Annotated in this window: 12 protein-coding genes and 1 pseudogene; 5 read left to right on the forward strand and 8 right to left on the reverse strand. The window is 64.8% G+C overall.

Going from position 1 to position 14,366, the window contains the following annotated elements:
* Window positions 1-3: 3 nt before the first annotated feature.
* From GCN78_RS11870 to GCN78_RS11885, 4 genes are all read right to left on the reverse strand, one after another.
* Window positions 4-924, reverse strand: coding sequence for a DnaJ C-terminal domain-containing protein (locus tag GCN78_RS11870; RefSeq protein ID WP_152251880.1), 921 nt, complete (start codon window positions 922-924; stop codon window positions 4-6).
* A gap of 95 nt (window positions 925-1,019) precedes the next feature.
* Window positions 1,020-1,700 (reverse strand): beta/gamma crystallin-related protein, encoded by a 681-nt coding sequence (locus GCN78_RS11875; protein ID WP_152251881.1) that lies wholly within the window; start codon window positions 1,698-1,700, stop codon window positions 1,020-1,022.
* A 159-nt stretch (window positions 1,701-1,859) separates the two neighbouring features.
* The gene (locus GCN78_RS11880; protein WP_193316701.1) at window positions 1,860-2,852 is read right to left on the reverse strand and encodes a beta/gamma crystallin-related protein; all 993 of its coding nucleotides are present in this window, start codon (window positions 2,850-2,852) and stop codon (window positions 1,860-1,862) included.
* A gap of 250 nt (window positions 2,853-3,102) precedes the next feature.
* Window positions 3,103-3,774 (reverse strand): beta/gamma crystallin-related protein, encoded by a 672-nt coding sequence (locus tag GCN78_RS11885; RefSeq protein WP_152251883.1) that lies wholly within the window; start codon window positions 3,772-3,774, stop codon window positions 3,103-3,105.
* Between the two features lie 192 nt (window positions 3,775-3,966).
* On the opposite strand from GCN78_RS11885, the gene GCN78_RS11890 reads away from it, so the two are divergent.
* The 3 genes from GCN78_RS11890 to GCN78_RS11900 all read left to right on the forward strand — a co-directional run bounded on the left by GCN78_RS11890 (window position 3,967) and on the right by GCN78_RS11900 (window position 8,619).
* On the forward strand, window positions 3,967-5,358 hold the full coding sequence (locus tag GCN78_RS11890; RefSeq protein ID WP_152251884.1) for an MATE family efflux transporter: 1,392 nt from the start codon (window positions 3,967-3,969) through the stop codon (window positions 5,356-5,358).
* Window positions 5,359-5,378: 20 nt separating this feature from the next.
* Window positions 5,379-6,218: a PhzF family phenazine biosynthesis protein gene (locus GCN78_RS11895; RefSeq protein ID WP_152251885.1), complete on the forward strand. Its 840-nt coding sequence runs from the start codon at window positions 5,379-5,381 to the stop codon at window positions 6,216-6,218.
* Between the two features lie 190 nt (window positions 6,219-6,408).
* Entirely contained in the window at window positions 6,409-8,619 is a 2,211-nt protein-coding gene (locus GCN78_RS11900) for a S9 family peptidase (RefSeq protein WP_152251886.1), read from the forward strand.
* A gap of 221 nt (window positions 8,620-8,840) precedes the next feature.
* Here GCN78_RS11900 and GCN78_RS11905 read toward each other — a convergent pair whose 3' ends face one another.
* The 3 genes from GCN78_RS11905 to GCN78_RS11915 all read right to left on the reverse strand — a co-directional run bounded on the left by GCN78_RS11905 (window position 8,841) and on the right by GCN78_RS11915 (window position 11,982).
* Entirely contained in the window at window positions 8,841-9,026 is a 186-nt protein-coding gene (locus tag GCN78_RS11905; protein WP_116743435.1) for a CsbD family protein, read from the reverse strand.
* A 164-nt stretch (window positions 9,027-9,190) separates the two neighbouring features.
* Window positions 9,191-9,841, reverse strand: coding sequence for a class I SAM-dependent methyltransferase (locus GCN78_RS11910; RefSeq protein ID WP_152251887.1), 651 nt, complete (start codon window positions 9,839-9,841; stop codon window positions 9,191-9,193).
* Window positions 9,842-9,912: 71 nt separating this feature from the next.
* Window positions 9,913-11,982 (reverse strand): M13 family metallopeptidase, encoded by a 2,070-nt coding sequence (locus tag GCN78_RS11915; RefSeq protein WP_152251888.1) that lies wholly within the window; start codon window positions 11,980-11,982, stop codon window positions 9,913-9,915.
* A 138-nt stretch (window positions 11,983-12,120) separates the two neighbouring features.
* Between GCN78_RS11915 and GCN78_RS11920 the strand changes: the two genes are divergently transcribed.
* Together GCN78_RS11920 and GCN78_RS11925 are read left to right on the forward strand one after the other, a co-directional pair.
* The gene (locus tag GCN78_RS11920; protein WP_152251889.1) at window positions 12,121-12,948 is read left to right on the forward strand and encodes an HDOD domain-containing protein; all 828 of its coding nucleotides are present in this window, start codon (window positions 12,121-12,123) and stop codon (window positions 12,946-12,948) included.
* A 221-nt stretch (window positions 12,949-13,169) separates the two neighbouring features.
* Window positions 13,170-13,421, forward strand: coding sequence for a flagellar protein FliT (locus GCN78_RS11925; RefSeq protein ID WP_226939589.1), 252 nt, complete (start codon window positions 13,170-13,172; stop codon window positions 13,419-13,421).
* A 417-nt stretch (window positions 13,422-13,838) separates the two neighbouring features.
* Here the strand turns inward: GCN78_RS11925 and GCN78_RS29300 are convergent.
* A pseudogene (locus GCN78_RS29300) lies at window positions 13,839-14,366 on the reverse strand (hypothetical protein); the annotation flags it as partial.

The following is a 14,366-nucleotide window of genomic DNA, read 5'->3' on the forward strand; positions in this document are numbered from 1 at the left end:
GATTTACCCTCCCAGCTTCTGGCGCGGATTGAAAGCCATCTCGCGCGCCATGGTTGCATACAGTTCGCGCGCCTTGTCGTCGTTCGCCGGCGGCAGCACCACTTCCAGCAGCAGATACAGGTCACCCGCCTGGGCGGCGGGGATGCCGCGCCCCTTCAGGCGCAGCTTGCGCCCTGTCTGCGAATTGGGCGGCACGCTGACGGACACCGTGCCCGATGGCGTGGGCACGTCGATTTCGCCGCCCAGCGCCGCTTCCCACGGCGTGACGGGCACCGTCTCGAAGACGTCGCGCCCTTCCACCTTGTAGCGCGCATCGGGCCGGAAGCGGATCTCCAGGTACAAATCACCGGCCGGCGCGCCGCCGCTGCCCGGATTGCCCTGCCCTTTCATGCGCAGCTGCTGTCCTTCCGTGACGCCTTTCGGTATCGTCACTTCCAGCGTGCGCTCGCGCGTCACTACATGGCCTTGCGCATCCGCTTCGGGCACGCGCATGACGATGTGGCGCCTGGCGCCCTGGTAGCTGTCCTGCAAATCGATGGTGATGGCGGCGTGGCTGTCCTCGCCCTGCATCTGGAAACTGCCGCCGGCGCGGCGCCGCCCGCCCACGTGGGCGAACAGGTCGGCAAAGAAGTCGCTGTCGTCGACGCCCGACGATTCGTAGCCCGAACCCCAGTCCGGCGGCGGACGGAAAGGCTGGCCCTGCGCACCCTGGTTACGGCCCAGTTCATCGTAGGCGGCGCGCTTTTCCGCGTCGCCCAGCACGCCGTAGGCTTCGTTGAGGGCCTTGGTGCGCTTGTCGGCGTCCGGCTCCTTGCTCACGTCGGGATGGTATTTGCGTACCAGCTTGCGGTACGCCTTCTTGATGTCGGCCTCGGACGCCGTCTTCTCGACGCCAAGCTCCTTGTAGTAGTCCTTGTATTCCACCGTGCTTGCTCCCCATGGTTGAACTGCCTATGGGAAGAGTACACGAATTGGGCGCCGGACAGCGTGTGCACAATACAACGCCGCCCGGCGGCGCATCAGCGCACGCGGCGCAGCGAGGAAATGCGGCGGTCGAGGCCACCGTGCAGGCGACCGTAGCTGCCTGGCCCCATCACCACGCAGCGGCCGCGGAAATTGGCATCGACGCAGAATTCCCAGCGGCCGTAATTGACGACGATCGATTCGGCGCGGTCGTTGAAGCCATAGCGGCTCAAGTCGCGCACTTCACGGTCCAGGCGCACGGGCCGGCCGCGCATGCCCGCATCGGGGAACATCAGCACGGCGCCGTTCATGTCGGGACGGTGCCCGCCGCCATGGCCCGGATAGCCGGGATGAGGGCGCTCCGGCTCCGGACGCGGGGGGCGGGGAGGATACGGACGGTGGTCGCCGCCGCCATGGCCCGGGCGGCCCACTTCGCGCACGGACGAAACGGCGTCGTTCATGCCCGGCATGGTGTCGTAGCGGCCAGGCTGCAGCACGCGGCAGTTGCCACGGTAATTGGCATCCTTGCACACTTCCCAGGTACCCGAGCGCACGATGATGCTCGAGGTCTTGTCGTTAAAGCCCACGCGCGACAGGTCGCCCGTGTCGGAACGCAGGGTGACCGGGCGGCCACGGAAACCGGCATCCTCGAACAGGGTGATTTCGCCCGCGGATGCGGCAAGGGGGGCGAGGAAGGTGGCGGCGCACAACAGCGCGGGACGGAAAGATCGAACCATGACAACTCCAATACTGAGACATTTTCGCCAGTGTAGTTCAGGCGGCAGGCGGCGAGTGTAACAAAGGGCAAGCAAATGTCAGCGCACGGCAGCGAATGTAAAAACCGCCTGGCGGGATGCTCCCGGCAGGCGGCCTGTCCGCATGGCGGCAAGAGGAAATCAGCGCACGCGGCGCAGCGAGGAAATCTGGTTTTCCATGCCGTTCAGGCGCCCGTATTCTCCCGGCCCGATCACTTCGCAGCGGCCGCGGAAGTTCGAATCGCTGCACACTTCCCACTGGCCCTCGTTGACGACGATGGACGAGGTGCGGTCGTTGAAGTTGTAACGCACCAGGTCTTCCGCATTGCGGTCCAGCGCCAGCGGTTCGCCGCGCATGCCGGCCTCGGGGAACAGCAGGACGGCGCCACGCTGCTGGTACTGCGGCTGCTGGTATTGCGGATATTGCGGCTGCTCGTACTGCGGCCGCTGGTACTGATTCTCGTATTGCTGCTGGCGGCGCGCTTCGCGCTCGTCGACCATGCGCGCCGACGAGACGCGCCCGTCAAGGCCGCGCCCCAGGTCGTCGTGGCGGCCGGGGCCAAAGATGCGGCACACGCCGTTGTAGTTCGCGTCACTGCACAGCTGCCAGTAGCCGTTGTGGATGACGATGCTGGTGGTGCGGTCGTTGAAGCCGATACTGACGAAATCGTCCGTGTCGCGATTCAGGCGCGCCGAGCCGCCGTTCTGGCCCGCGCCCGAATACACTTCCAGGCTGCCGCCACGGCCATAGCCGCCATTGCCGCGGTCTGGATCACGTCCCGGGCGTCCCGGATTGTAGCCGTCGCCGCGCCCCGCTTCGCGCACCGAGCTGATGGCGTCGTTCATGCCCGGCATCGAGCGGTACTCGCCCGGCCCCAGGGTCTTGCAATTGCCGCGGAAGCCGGCATCGGTACACACATCCCAGGTCCCTGAACGCACCAGGATGCTCGACACCTTGTCATTGAAGCCAAAGCGCGACAGATCGTCCGTCGTCTCGCGCAGGTTCACTGCCCGGCCACGAAAATCAACGTCTTCGAACAAGGTGATATCACCAGCATGGGCGGTGGCATGCGCCCCCAGCGAGAGCAGCAAGGTTGCCGCGCATGCCAGCGCGTGTTTGAAAGGGCCCGTCATGATTAACTCCATTCTTCATTCTTTGGTGATGATTTGCCTGGCCAAAACGCCAGGATGCCATTGTAACAAGTGCCCGCCCCCGCTATCCAAGCTATGTCGAGGCAAAGGCAAGTGATCGACATGACAACTGATGTCAGTGTAGCCATCCCGGGGGAAAACGGTGTAACAAAGTATGGGAAAAGCACAATAAATTGTTACCAAAAGCAATAGCCGGCCCCGGCTGGAACCGGCCACTCTTGCCAGCCCCGCGTCAGCGCACTTCGCGCACCGACGAGATGCGGTTGCTCATGCGTTCCAGGTTCGCATATTCGCCGGGACCCAAGGTGCGGCAGCGGCCGCGGAAATCCACGTCCTCACACATTTCCCAATACCCGGCGCGCACGCGCACGCTTTGCGCCGTGTCGTTGAAATCGCGTTCGCGCAAGTCGGCCGCGCCATTGCGCACGGTCAGGCTGCGGCCGACAAAATCGTCGCGCGTGTACAAGGTCAATTCACCGCCCAGCGCGCGGCCCGGCAAATGGCCCCGCTCGCGGTCGCGGTGGCCATCCCATTCGCGCTCCCGGTCCCGCTCGCGTTCCCAGTCGCGGTCGCGCCCGCGATCCCAGCCGCCGCGCACTTCGCGCAGCGAGGTGATCTTGTTCGCGCGGCCATCGAGCGAGGGATACTCGCCCGCCTCGAGCAGGAAGCAGGCGCCGCGGAAATCGGCATCCTCGCACGCTTCCCAGCGGCCCGAGCGCACGCGGATGCTTTGCGTCGTGTCGTTGAAACGGACACTTTCCAGGTCGGCGACGGCGTCGCGCACGGTCTGCGAGCGGCCGTGAAAATCGTCGCGCGAATACAGGGTCAGTTCGCCGGCGCCGGCCAGTTCGGCCGTCATGGCGGCGCCCAGCAACAGGGCGCAGTTCAAGGCTTTCTTCAACATGGTCTTACTCCATAGTCAGGATAGTACGGTGTGACTATTTGGTCATCTTGCCAAATAGAGCGCGCAGTCTATCCGCGACCGGCCAACTTAGCTGTAACAAATGATTACCGCGCCCGGCCCTCCCCCGGACGCCACGGCGGACAAGCACGGCGAATGCCGGTAGAATCTTGTGTTTAGTCAAGCTTGCCGCCTATGCCACACACTACCTCGTTCACCCTGCCCGCCGTCCGTACTGAGATCTCTTCGCTGTGGAAGCTGGCGTGGCCCATCCTGATCGGCCAGCTGGCCACCGTCGGCATGGGCGCGGCCGACGTGGCGATGACGGGGCATACGAATCCCGAGGAACTGGCCGCCGTCTCGCTGGGCGCGGCCATCTGGTCCATCGTGCTCGTCACCGTGAGCGGCATCATGATGGCGATCAATACCCTGGTGGCGCATGAAATCGGCGCCGCGCGCCACGACAAGGTGCCGCACATCGTGCGCCAGTCGCTGTGGAAGGCGCTGCTGGTGGGCCTGGTGGCGTGCCTGCTGACGAACATGGCGGCGCTGGTGTTCGACCACCTGATGCTGGAGCCAAACGTGGCGGCCAAGGCCAAGCTGTTCGTGCACATCATCAGCTGCGCGCTGCCGCCGTTCGCCGCCTACCGCGCGCTGTACGGCTACAGCACCAGCATCAACCAGACCAAGCCCGTGATGGTCATCGCGCTGGCCGCGCTGGCGCTAAACATTCTCGTGAACTACCTGCTGATCTACGGCCACTGGGGCATGCCAAAGCTGGGCGGCGTGGGCTGCGCCGTGGCCACCACCTGCTGCGTGTGGATGATGCTGCTGGCCATGCTGGCGTGGATCCGCATCGCGCCCGCCTACCACGCCACGTATCCGTTCGCCCACTGGGAATGGCCGCAGCTGGCGTCCATCGGCCCCATGCTGCGCCTGGGGCTGCCCATCGGCGTGACCTACTTTGCCGAGGTGAGCGCGTTCGGCGTCATCAGCCTGCTGGTGGCGCGCTTCGGCGTGATCCAGGTGTCGGCGCACCAGATCGCCCTGAATTTCTCGTCCGTCGTCTTCATGGTGCCGCTCACCTTCGGCATCGCGCTCGTCACGCGCGTGGGCCACGCCGTGGGCGAAGCCAACCTGCGCCGCGCGCGCTTCATTTCGTGGGTCGGCGTGGCCATGTCGCTGACGGCGGCCATCGTCTCTGCCACCCTGATCACCGTCTTCCGCCACCAGATCGCGCAAGCCTACACGTCCGACCCGCAGGTACAGGCGCTGTGCGCGCAGCTGCTGCTGTTCGCCGCCCTGTTCCAGCTGTCCGACGCCACGCAGGTGGCCACGTCCTGCGCCATCCGCGGCTACAAGGTGACGCGCCAGCCGATGCTGATCCAGCTGCTGGCCTTCTGGGGCTTCTCGCTGCCGATCGGCTATGTGCTGGGCCTCGCGCCGGCATGCTTCATCTGGTCGCCGGCCGAGCCGATGGCCGCCGCCGGTTTCTGGATCGGCCTCGTCACGGGCCTGACGGTGGCCGCCGTGCTGCTGACCTGGTATCTGAACCGCCTGTCGCTGCGCCGCATGCGCGAAGCCTGACACCGGGACAAGGAGCCGCCATGCCGCAACCGCGCCCCTTCAGGCAAGTCGATGTCTTCAGCAGCGTGCCCTTCATGGGCAATCCGCTGGCCGTGGTGCTGGGCGCCGATGGCCTCGACGGCGCGCAGATGCAGGCCATCGCGCGCTGGACTGGGCTGTCGGAAACCACCTTCGTGCTGGCGCCGCGCGACCCGGCAGCCGACTACCGCGTGCGGATTTTTTCGCCCGAGACGGAATTCCCGTTCGCCGGCCACCCGACTCTGGGCACGGCGCACGCGCTGCTCGACGCGGGCATGCGGCCGAAAGGCGCGCACATCGTGCAGGAATGCGGCGTCGGCCTGGTGCCAATTGAACGGCAGGCCGGCGGCGTGCTGGCGTTCCAGGCGCCGCCCTGCACCGCGCGCCCGCTCGATCCGGCCCTGCTGCCGCTTCTGCAAACTGCGCTGGGCGGCGCCCCGGTCGCCGCCGGCAGCGTCGTCGAGATGGGCATCCGCTGGCTGTGCGTGCCGCTGGCAAACGCCGCCGCCTGCCTGGCCAGCAATGCCGACATCGCGGCGCTGACGGCATTGCTGGCAGCCGCCCGGGCGGACGGCCTGGCGCTGTACGGCGCCCACGCGGCGGGTGGCCCGGCCGACTACGAAGTGCGCGTGCTGCTCAGCGAGCATGGCGCGCTGGTGGAAGACCCCGTCACGGGCAGCGCCAACGCCTGCATCGCGCAGCTGCTGAAGGGCGGCGACTACACGGTCCGCCAGGGCACCTGCTTGCAGCGCGACGGCCGCGTGTCCGTCCGCTTCCGCAATGGCCACGCCTGGATAGGCGGCGCCTGCCTGACGGTGATCGCAGGGTCGATATTGGCCTGAAACACATAAAGTGCCATGGAATGCGCGGCACTCGGATATTTTTGACGAAGGAAATACGGCCAGGACCGTCTTATTCCGTGGCCGGGGCTATCGCATAAACAGGCACGCTCTGGTATCGTCTTACGCTTAGGCAATGCTCAAGCTTGCCTCGACATGCAGTGCCATTCCCCTTCCAACTACCGAGACATCCATGCGTTTTATTTTTTGTTTTCTGGCCGCGATGGCCAGCGTTCCCGCATCGGCTGAAAAGCTGACCCTGGAACGCATTCACGCCGATCCGGCGCTGGCCGGCCCCGGCGTGCGCAACCTGAAAGTCTCGCCCGACGGCGAGCGCGTCACGTTCCTGCGCGGCCGCGCCGACAACCAGTTCCAGCTCGACCTGTGGGAATTCAAGCTGAAGGACAAGAGCACGCACCGCCTGGTCGACTCGAAGGCGCTGGTGCCGAATGAAACGATTTCTCCCGAAGAGCAGGCACGCCGCGAACGCGAGCGCACGGCCAGCCTGAACGGCATTCTCAGCTACAGCTGGTCGCCGGACGGCAAGCAGCTGCTGGTGCCGCTGGCCGGCAATCTGTATCTGATCGATGCGGCGCATCCGGACAAGGCGCGCCTGGTCGCCAAGGGCAATGTGCTGGACCCGAAAATCTCGCCGAAAGGCCGCTACGTGTCGTTTGTGCGCGATCAAAACATCTACGTGATCGACCTGAAATCGGGCCAGGAACGCCAGTTGACGACCGATGGCAAGGGCACCATCCGCAACGGCGAAGCCGAATTCGTGGCGCAGGAAGAAATGGGCCAGCGCACCGGTTACTACTGGGCCCCCGACGATTCCGCCATCGCCTATAAACGCTATGACGAAGCGCCCGTGCCCGTCGTGCGCCGCTTCGAAATCTTCGCCGACCGCACCGACGTCGTCGAGCAGCGCTACCCTGCCGCGGGCGATCCGAACGTGCTGGTGCAGCTGCTGATCGTGTCGCCGGAAACGGGCGCGCAGCGCCAGGTGGACCTGGGCACGAATCCGGACATCTACCTGGTGCGCGCCGACTGGAGCGCGGACGGCAAGTCGCTCGTCTACCAGCGCCAGTCGCGCGACCAGAAGACCCTCGACCTGGTCGCCGTCGATGCCGCCACGTTGGCGCAGCGCACCCTGCTGACGGAAACGTCGGCAACCTGGGTCAGCATCCATGACGACCTGCGCTTCCTGTCGAACGGCACCTTCCTCTGGTCGTCCGAGCGCACGGGCCGCAACCATCTGTACCTGTACGACATGAGCGGCAAGCTGCTGCACCCGGTCACGTCGGGCGCATGGGGCATCGACGGCGTGCTGGCCGTGAACCAGAAGACGGGCAAGGTGTATGTAGCGTCGAACCGCGACGCCGTGATCGACAAGCAGACCTACGCCCTGGCGCTGGACGGCAGCACGGCCGACAAGCCGCAGCGCGTGACGAAAGCCGACGGCTGGCACGACACGACATTCTCGCGCAATGGCGAAGTGTTCGTCGACACGTATTCCGACCCGGCCACGCCGCCGCAGGTGAGCATCCGCCGCCCGGACGGCGCCATGGTGGGCTGGCTGGAAGAAAACGCGCTCAACGCCAGCCATCCGTATTTCAAGTACAAGGCGGACCACCTGCCGACGGAGTACGGTACCCTGAAAGCCAACGATGGCCAGACGCTGTACTACTCCATCGTCAAGCCGTCGAACTTCGACGCGAGCAAGCGCTATCCCGTCTACCTGTCGACGTATGGCGGCCCGCACTCGCAGCACGTGGCTCGCCGCTGGGGCAACAACTTCGACCAGTACATGGCGCAGCAGGGCTTTGTCGTCTTCCGTCTCGATAACCGCGGTTCCTCGCGCCGCGAGCGCGCCTTCACGGACGCCATCTATCACAAGCTGGGCGCGGCCGAAGTGGCCGATCAACTGGTGGGCATCGACTGGCTGGGCAAGCAAAGCTTCGTTGATGCGAAACGCATCGGCGTGTTCGGCTGGAGCTATGGCGGCTTCATGACCCTGCGTTTGCTGTCGGCAGCATCCGACAAGATCGCCATGGGTGTTTCCGTGGCGCCCGTCACCGACTGGTCACTGTACGACACCCACTACACGGAGCAATTCCTCGGCATGCCGAAGGAAAACGTGGACGGCTACAAGGCCAGCACCGTGTTCGCCCACCTCGACGGCTTGAAGTCGCCGCTGCTGCTGGTGCACGGCATGGCCGACGACAACGTCCTGTTCAGCAACAGCACGCGCCTGATCGACGCGCTGGTGAACCGCGGCGTGCAATTCGACCTGATGACGTACCCGGGCGCCAAGCACGGCATCTCGTCGCGCGCGGGCCAGCGCCACGTGTACAAGAAAATCGAGCTGTTCTTCAAGCAGAACCTGATGAAGCCAGCACAGTAAGCTTGCGTTGCATCCAATAAAAAACCGCCGCCTGTCTTGCGACAGGCGGCGGTTTTTTTGTTTTGTACTGTGCTCAATGCGATCAAGCACAGTAACGACATCTGACAGGACCGTAGCGAGCGGAAGCCAATTGTGGCCGAGAAGCGGAACTGTGCTCTAGCACAGTGAGCATCGCAGGCCGCAAGTCGCGACGCGCAGTAGGTCTTGTCAGATGTCCACCATTATGGCTTGCGGGTGATGGTCTCGACTGCGTCCTTCACATCGCCAACCTTCTTCTGCACTTTGCCTTCGACCTGGTTTGCCAGGCCCTTGGCTTGCTGTTCTTCGCTGCCGACGACTTTGCCAGCGGCTTCCTGGATTTTACCGCCGACTTCCTTCAGTTTACCTTCGACTTGATCTTTGTTCATGATGGATCCTCACTGTAGTTGGTACATCTGTTGTCCAGCCCGCAAAGGCCGGTACTGCGGCTCACACGCTGTTGCAGACTGCTTGCTGCGTGTCGATGTGTCCATAGTATGCAACGAGGATCAAAGGCTCTGTACGGTTCCTAACACTACGCCGATATCGCCGATCACGCCGCCGCGCCCTTGCGCCAGACGGTGGCCAGCCACGGCTGCTGGTCGCGCGGCAAGCCGGGCGGACGGTAGTACTGCTCGATCAAGGTAAAACCGGCGGCCTGTACATATGCGGCCCACGTCGCTTCATCGTGGTAGCTGCCGTAGCGCGCGCCATTCCAGCCTTCCTGGTTGTGCCCGCGCGGGTTCGAACTGAACAGCACGCCGCCGTCCTTCAGGCACGCATGCAGGGCGCGCAGCACGCCGGGCAAGGCGGCGCTGGGCACGTGGAACAGCACGGCATTGGCGAACACGCCGTCGAAGTGCCCTGCCGGCAAGTCGAGGTCGACGAAATCCTGCTGCCACACGGTGCAGCCGCTGTAGGCGCGCGCCATCTCGACGAAGCGGGGACAGCCATCGACGCCCGTGGCATGGTGGCCCATGGCCGTGAACGCCTTCAGGTCGCGGCCAGGGCCGCAACCGAGGTCGAGAATTTCCAAAGGCGCGGGCCTGCCGATGGCCCCCAGCAGCGCGGCGATGTTCTGGCTGACGTCGTGGTCGCGCGTGCCTTCGAAAAACTGCTCGGCGCTGGCGTCGTAATGGGCCAGGGTGCGCCCGGTGATGGCGTGGATGGGGTCTTGCTGATCTTGCGGCGGGGTCGGCTTCATGGCGGTCCTATCGATAAGTTCCGCCATTTTACGGTGCCGGCGCGTTGCGCGTCCGGCACCGTCCACCTCTGCTACCAGACGCGCACGCGCTGTTCCGGCGCCAGGTACAGCTGCTGCCCGGGCTGGACGTCGAATGCCGGGTACCAGGCATCAAGGTTGCGCACGGTGGCGGCGCGGTATTGCGCCGGCGCATGGCCGTCCGTGAGGATTTGCTGGCGCGCGGCAGCTTCGCGCGCCTTGCTGCGCCAGCTGACGCCATAGCCGATGAAGAAATCGCGGTCCGCGCCCGGCTGCGCCGGCTTGCCCTGCTGCGACAGGGTGAACGCGTCATGCGCGGCCGCCACGCCGGCCAGGTCGGCCAGGTTTTCACTCAGGGTCAGCTGGCCATTCACGGCCAGGTCGGGGAACGGTTTATAGGCGGCGAACTGCGCCACCAATTGTTTGGACGCGGCCTGGAAATGCGCCAGGTCGGCCGGCGTCCACCAGTCGCGCAGCTTGCCCTGGGCGTCGAATTGCGCGCCCTGGTCGTCGAAGCTGTGGCTGATCTCGTGCCCGATGGTGGCGCCGATGCCGCCATAGTTGGCCGCGTCGGATGCCTGCGGGTCGAAGAATGGCGGCTGCAGGATGGCGGCCGGAAAGTTCAGCGCATTTTGCAGCGGCAGGTTGACGGCGTTGACCAGCTGCGCCGGCATGGCCCAGGCCTTGCGGTCGGGAGACTGGCTCAGCTTGGCCAACTCCTGCCGGTAATGAAACTGTTCCGCCCGCTGCACATTGCCCAGCGCGTCGCCGCGCACGACGCGCAAGCCCGCATAGTCATCCCAGCGTTCCGGATACCCCACGCCCACATACAGGGTCTTGAGCTTTTCCTGCGCCTGCGCCTTGGTGGCCGGCGCCATCCAGTCCAGCTTGTCGATGCGGCGCGAGAAGGCGGCGACGATATTCGTCACCATGTCTTGCACGCGGGCTTTCGATTCTGGCGGGAAATAGCGTTCCACATACAGTTTACCGACGGCGTCGCTCAAGGCCGCGTTCGTCGCCGCCAGCGCGCGCTTGCTGCGCGGCGACTGCTGCGGCGTGCCGCTCAGGGTCTGGCCATAGAAGGCGAAACGCTGATCGGCGGCGCCCTTCGGCAGAATCGTGCTGAAATGGTTGATCGCGTGGAAGGCGAGGAAATCCTTCCACGTGGCCAGCGGCACGCTCGCCACCAGCGCGGCGCTGCCCGTCATGGCCGTCGGATGCCAGACGATGAAATCCGTCTGCTTGCCCAGGCCCGCCGCCTGGAAGAACGCTTGCCAGTCCAGGCCCGGCGCCTTGCTGGCGAAGTCGGCGGCGCGCCAGGCGTTGTTACCCTTGGCGACATCGGCCGAATCCTCGCGGCTGGCGTGACTGGCGGCAATTTGCTGTTCCAGCGCAAACACGCGCGCGGCGCGGGCCGGCGCATCGCTGTAGCCGGCCTGCTTGAGCATGGCGGCGATATGCGCCTGGTAGCCCGCGCGCAAGCCCTGCATGCGGGCGCTGTCGTCCTGGTAAAAGGCGCGGTCGGGCAAACCCAGGCCGCCCTGCAGCAGGTAGGCCACGTTGCGCGTCGTGTCGTTCAAATCTTGCGCCACCCACAGGCCAAACAGGTTTTCCGTATAAAAATTGGTGGCATTGAGCGGATCGACATCGGCGCGCAAGCTCTCGCCCAGCGCGCGGGCCAGCCCCGCCCGGTCGCGTATGCCATTGATCTTGCTCAACAAGGGCTTGATCGGCGCCCAGCCTTTCGCTTCGATGGCCGATTCATCCATCCAGGCACGGTAGAAATCGCTGACCTGGCGCGCGGACACATCGGCCTGCGGCGCCGCCGCCAAGCCTTCGACGAGGGCGATGATGCGCTCGTTGGTCGCATTGGCGAGGATGGCGAACGAACCCCAGCTGCTGCGGTCGGCGGGAATCTGCGTGCCGCGCAGCCAGTCGCCATTCACGTAGTCATAGAAGTCGTCGCCGGGCAAGTCCGCGGCGGCAGCAGGGACAGCGGCGCTGGCCGGCGCTGGCTGGCCATGCGCGTGGGCCGGCAAAGCGGTCAGCGAGACGCCGGCCAGGGCGAGGACGATGGCGGCCTGGACAGGTGTCCGGGACCAGGAAAAACGCAAATCGTGCATGGCGATCCTTTCGATGGAGTAGTCAAAATCATAGCCTGTTTCCCGTGAAAAAAGCGTCCCGGAACTTTTTTGCATGCGGACAAAAAATCGGCCTATAGTTTCACGACCCCACGCCGCGAGTACGCCAAGGAGATTGCCATGCAACTGGAAGCGCTGTTCCAGCAACCCCACGCCCTGCCTGCCGCCCCGAAGATCGTCGAGGAACTGGTGCGCAGTTTCGACAACCCCGCCATCGCCACCGAAGACATCGCGCGCCAGCTTGGAGCGGACCCGGCCTTGAGCGCCAAGCTGTTGCGGCTGGCCAATTCGGCCTATTACCACGTCTCGCGCAGCATCGGCACGGTGGAAGACGCCGTGCTGATGCTCGGTTTTGTGACCGTGCGCACCCTCGTCATCAGCTCGGGCCTGGTCAGCGGCTTCAAGGCCGTGCCCGGCCTGAACCTGCCGCAATTCTGGCGCTACAGCCTGCACAGCGCCGTGTCGGCCCGCTGGATCGCCAGGCAGACGGGCGACAACCAGGACCTGGCGTTCACCATCGGCATGATGCATGCGATCGGACAACTGGTGATCCATGCCGCCATGCCCGAACAAGCCATGCAGCTCGACAAGATCGCCCCGCCGCTCGATGCGCGCCGGCTCGACGCGGAGCGTGCCTCGCTGGGCTATGACTATGCGCAAGTGGGCGCCGAACTGGCGCGCCGCTGGAAGTTCCCCGCCGCCTTTGCCGACGCCATCGCCGCCTTTCCCGACCCGCTGGCCAAGGCGCCGCTGAACCGCCTGGCCGCCATCATCCACCTGGCCGCCTGGCGCGCCCGCATCGATGAAAACGCACTGAGCAATGAAGAAATCATCGCTTGCTACCCCGGCAATGTGGCCGAAGCACTGGGTTTGCCGCCCTCGGTACTGCTCGACAAGATGCCGCCGCCAGCCGAACTGAGCGCGGGATTGGAAGAACTCGTCAAATAACTCCCCACCACCGGATCACCGACCCTGCATCCATGCGGGTTTGCGGGCGATTCCGGCGGCCCGCCCAAACTCTCTACATTATTTTCACTTTTTTTTCAAAAACACCCTCAAGTTCCCGCCAAACCCGCCGTTAATCTAGACAAGCGGTAATCCATTCACTAGTTACGGGTGTGCTCATGACCTCCAACGACGTTCTTTCGATGTATGAAAATATTGCAGGAATGACCAATAAAATGGTCGTGGCCGCACGTTCGAGCGACTGGGATGACTTGGATGCCCTGGAAAACCAGTGCGCCAGCGCCGCCAGCGCGACCATGACGGGCAAGGTGCCCGCCCTGGCCGGCGCCTCGCGCCAGCGCAAGATCGACTTGCTCAAGCAAATCCTGGCCAATGACCGCGAAATCCGCGCCATCACGGAACCGTGGATGACGCAACTGCCAAATGCCATGCAGGGCGCGCGCGCGCGCATGTAAGCAAGCTTGCCACGCCAGAAATGACAAAAGCACCCGCGGGTGCTTTTTTTACGTCTGCCGCCGTGCCGGGGAGCGCGCCATCCGCAGCGCCCGAAAACAAGGAGGGGGAATTGGGAAGGCGAGCCCCAGGTATCTCCTGGCGTCGCCTCGCTGCCGGTTGCATCCGGCGTTCGCGAGCACATCGTCGGCATCGCGAACCGCTTCCAGACCCAGGCGTTTATGCAACGCTACACCTGTTTGCCGCGCCACACTATCGTTGGTGACTGCGACAGGCTGGGGCTGTTTTATCGTAGAGCAAGTCCACTGAATTAATCATATCACCACCTTTAAGAAATAGGCAACACGATAGACAAGCATTTTTCTGTCTTTTTTCAATATCTTTTTTATATCAAATTTCAGCGCCGCCTTGCAGCGGCTTTAACGCGAGAACGGTTCCGCTGCCGGCTCGGCCGCCGCCTCCTCTTCCACCGCCTCCGTCAGCACGGGCACGTCTTTCTTCCTGCGGCCGAATGGCTTGCGCAGCAAGACCCAGTATTTCGACGGCGCGCCCGGCCCCGCCGCTTGCTTGCGTTTGCGCACGACATACACGATGACCGCCGTCAGCAACAGGAACACAAGGGTGCCGATACCGAGCCACAGCAAGCCGTTGCCGCCCGCCTGCTTGTCCTTGTCGACTACCGGCGCCGCATGCAGGGGCTTGGGCTTGGCGCGGGGAAGCGGCGCCTCGGCCGGCGCGACCGCCGGTGCAGCGGCTGCGGTGGCAGGCAGCGCCAGCGCCTGTTGCAAGGCGCCGATCTTGCCCTCCAATTCACCGAGCTTGTCATTCAGGGCCGCGTTTTGCTCGTCCAGCGCCACGCACGCTGCCGCCTGCCCGGCATCCGCCTGCGGCGCGCAAGCGGCCACGGGCGCGGTGGCGCGACGCAACGGCGGCGGGCGCGGCGCAGG

Origin of the sequence: Janthinobacterium rivuli (assembly GCF_009208735.1) — a bacterium.
Lineage (GTDB): Bacteria > Pseudomonadota > Gammaproteobacteria > Burkholderiales > Burkholderiaceae_D > Janthinobacterium.

Excerpts from the sequence above, each read along its gene's own strand:
- GCN78_RS11885 (WP_152251883.1), bottom strand. The coding sequence starts at position 3,774 with ATGTTGAAGAAAGCCTTGAACTGCGCCCTGTTGCTGGGCGCCGCCATG.
- GCN78_RS11900 (WP_152251886.1), top strand. The coding sequence starts at position 6,409 with ATGCGTTTTATTTTTTGTTTTCTGGCCGCGATGGCCAGCGTTCCCGCA.
- GCN78_RS11915 (WP_152251888.1), bottom strand. The coding sequence starts at position 11,982 with ATGCACGATTTGCGTTTTTCCTGGTCCCGGACACCTGTCCAGGCCGCC.
- GCN78_RS11890 (WP_152251884.1), top strand. The coding sequence starts at position 3,967 with ATGCCACACACTACCTCGTTCACCCTGCCCGCCGTCCGTACTGAGATC.
- GCN78_RS11925 (WP_226939589.1), top strand. The coding sequence starts at position 13,170 with ATGACCAATAAAATGGTCGTGGCCGCACGTTCGAGCGACTGGGATGAC.
- GCN78_RS11895 (WP_152251885.1), top strand. The coding sequence starts at position 5,379 with ATGCCGCAACCGCGCCCCTTCAGGCAAGTCGATGTCTTCAGCAGCGTG.
- GCN78_RS11880 (WP_193316701.1), bottom strand. The coding sequence starts at position 2,852 with ATGACGGGCCCTTTCAAACACGCGCTGGCATGCGCGGCAACCTTGCTG.
- GCN78_RS11875 (WP_152251881.1), bottom strand. The coding sequence starts at position 1,700 with ATGGTTCGATCTTTCCGTCCCGCGCTGTTGTGCGCCGCCACCTTCCTC.
- GCN78_RS11910 (WP_152251887.1), bottom strand. The coding sequence starts at position 9,841 with ATGAAGCCGACCCCGCCGCAAGATCAGCAAGACCCCATCCACGCCATC.
- GCN78_RS11905 (WP_116743435.1), bottom strand. The coding sequence starts at position 9,026 with ATGAACAAAGATCAAGTCGAAGGTAAACTGAAGGAAGTCGGCGGTAAA.
- GCN78_RS11920 (WP_152251889.1), top strand. The coding sequence starts at position 12,121 with ATGCAACTGGAAGCGCTGTTCCAGCAACCCCACGCCCTGCCTGCCGCC.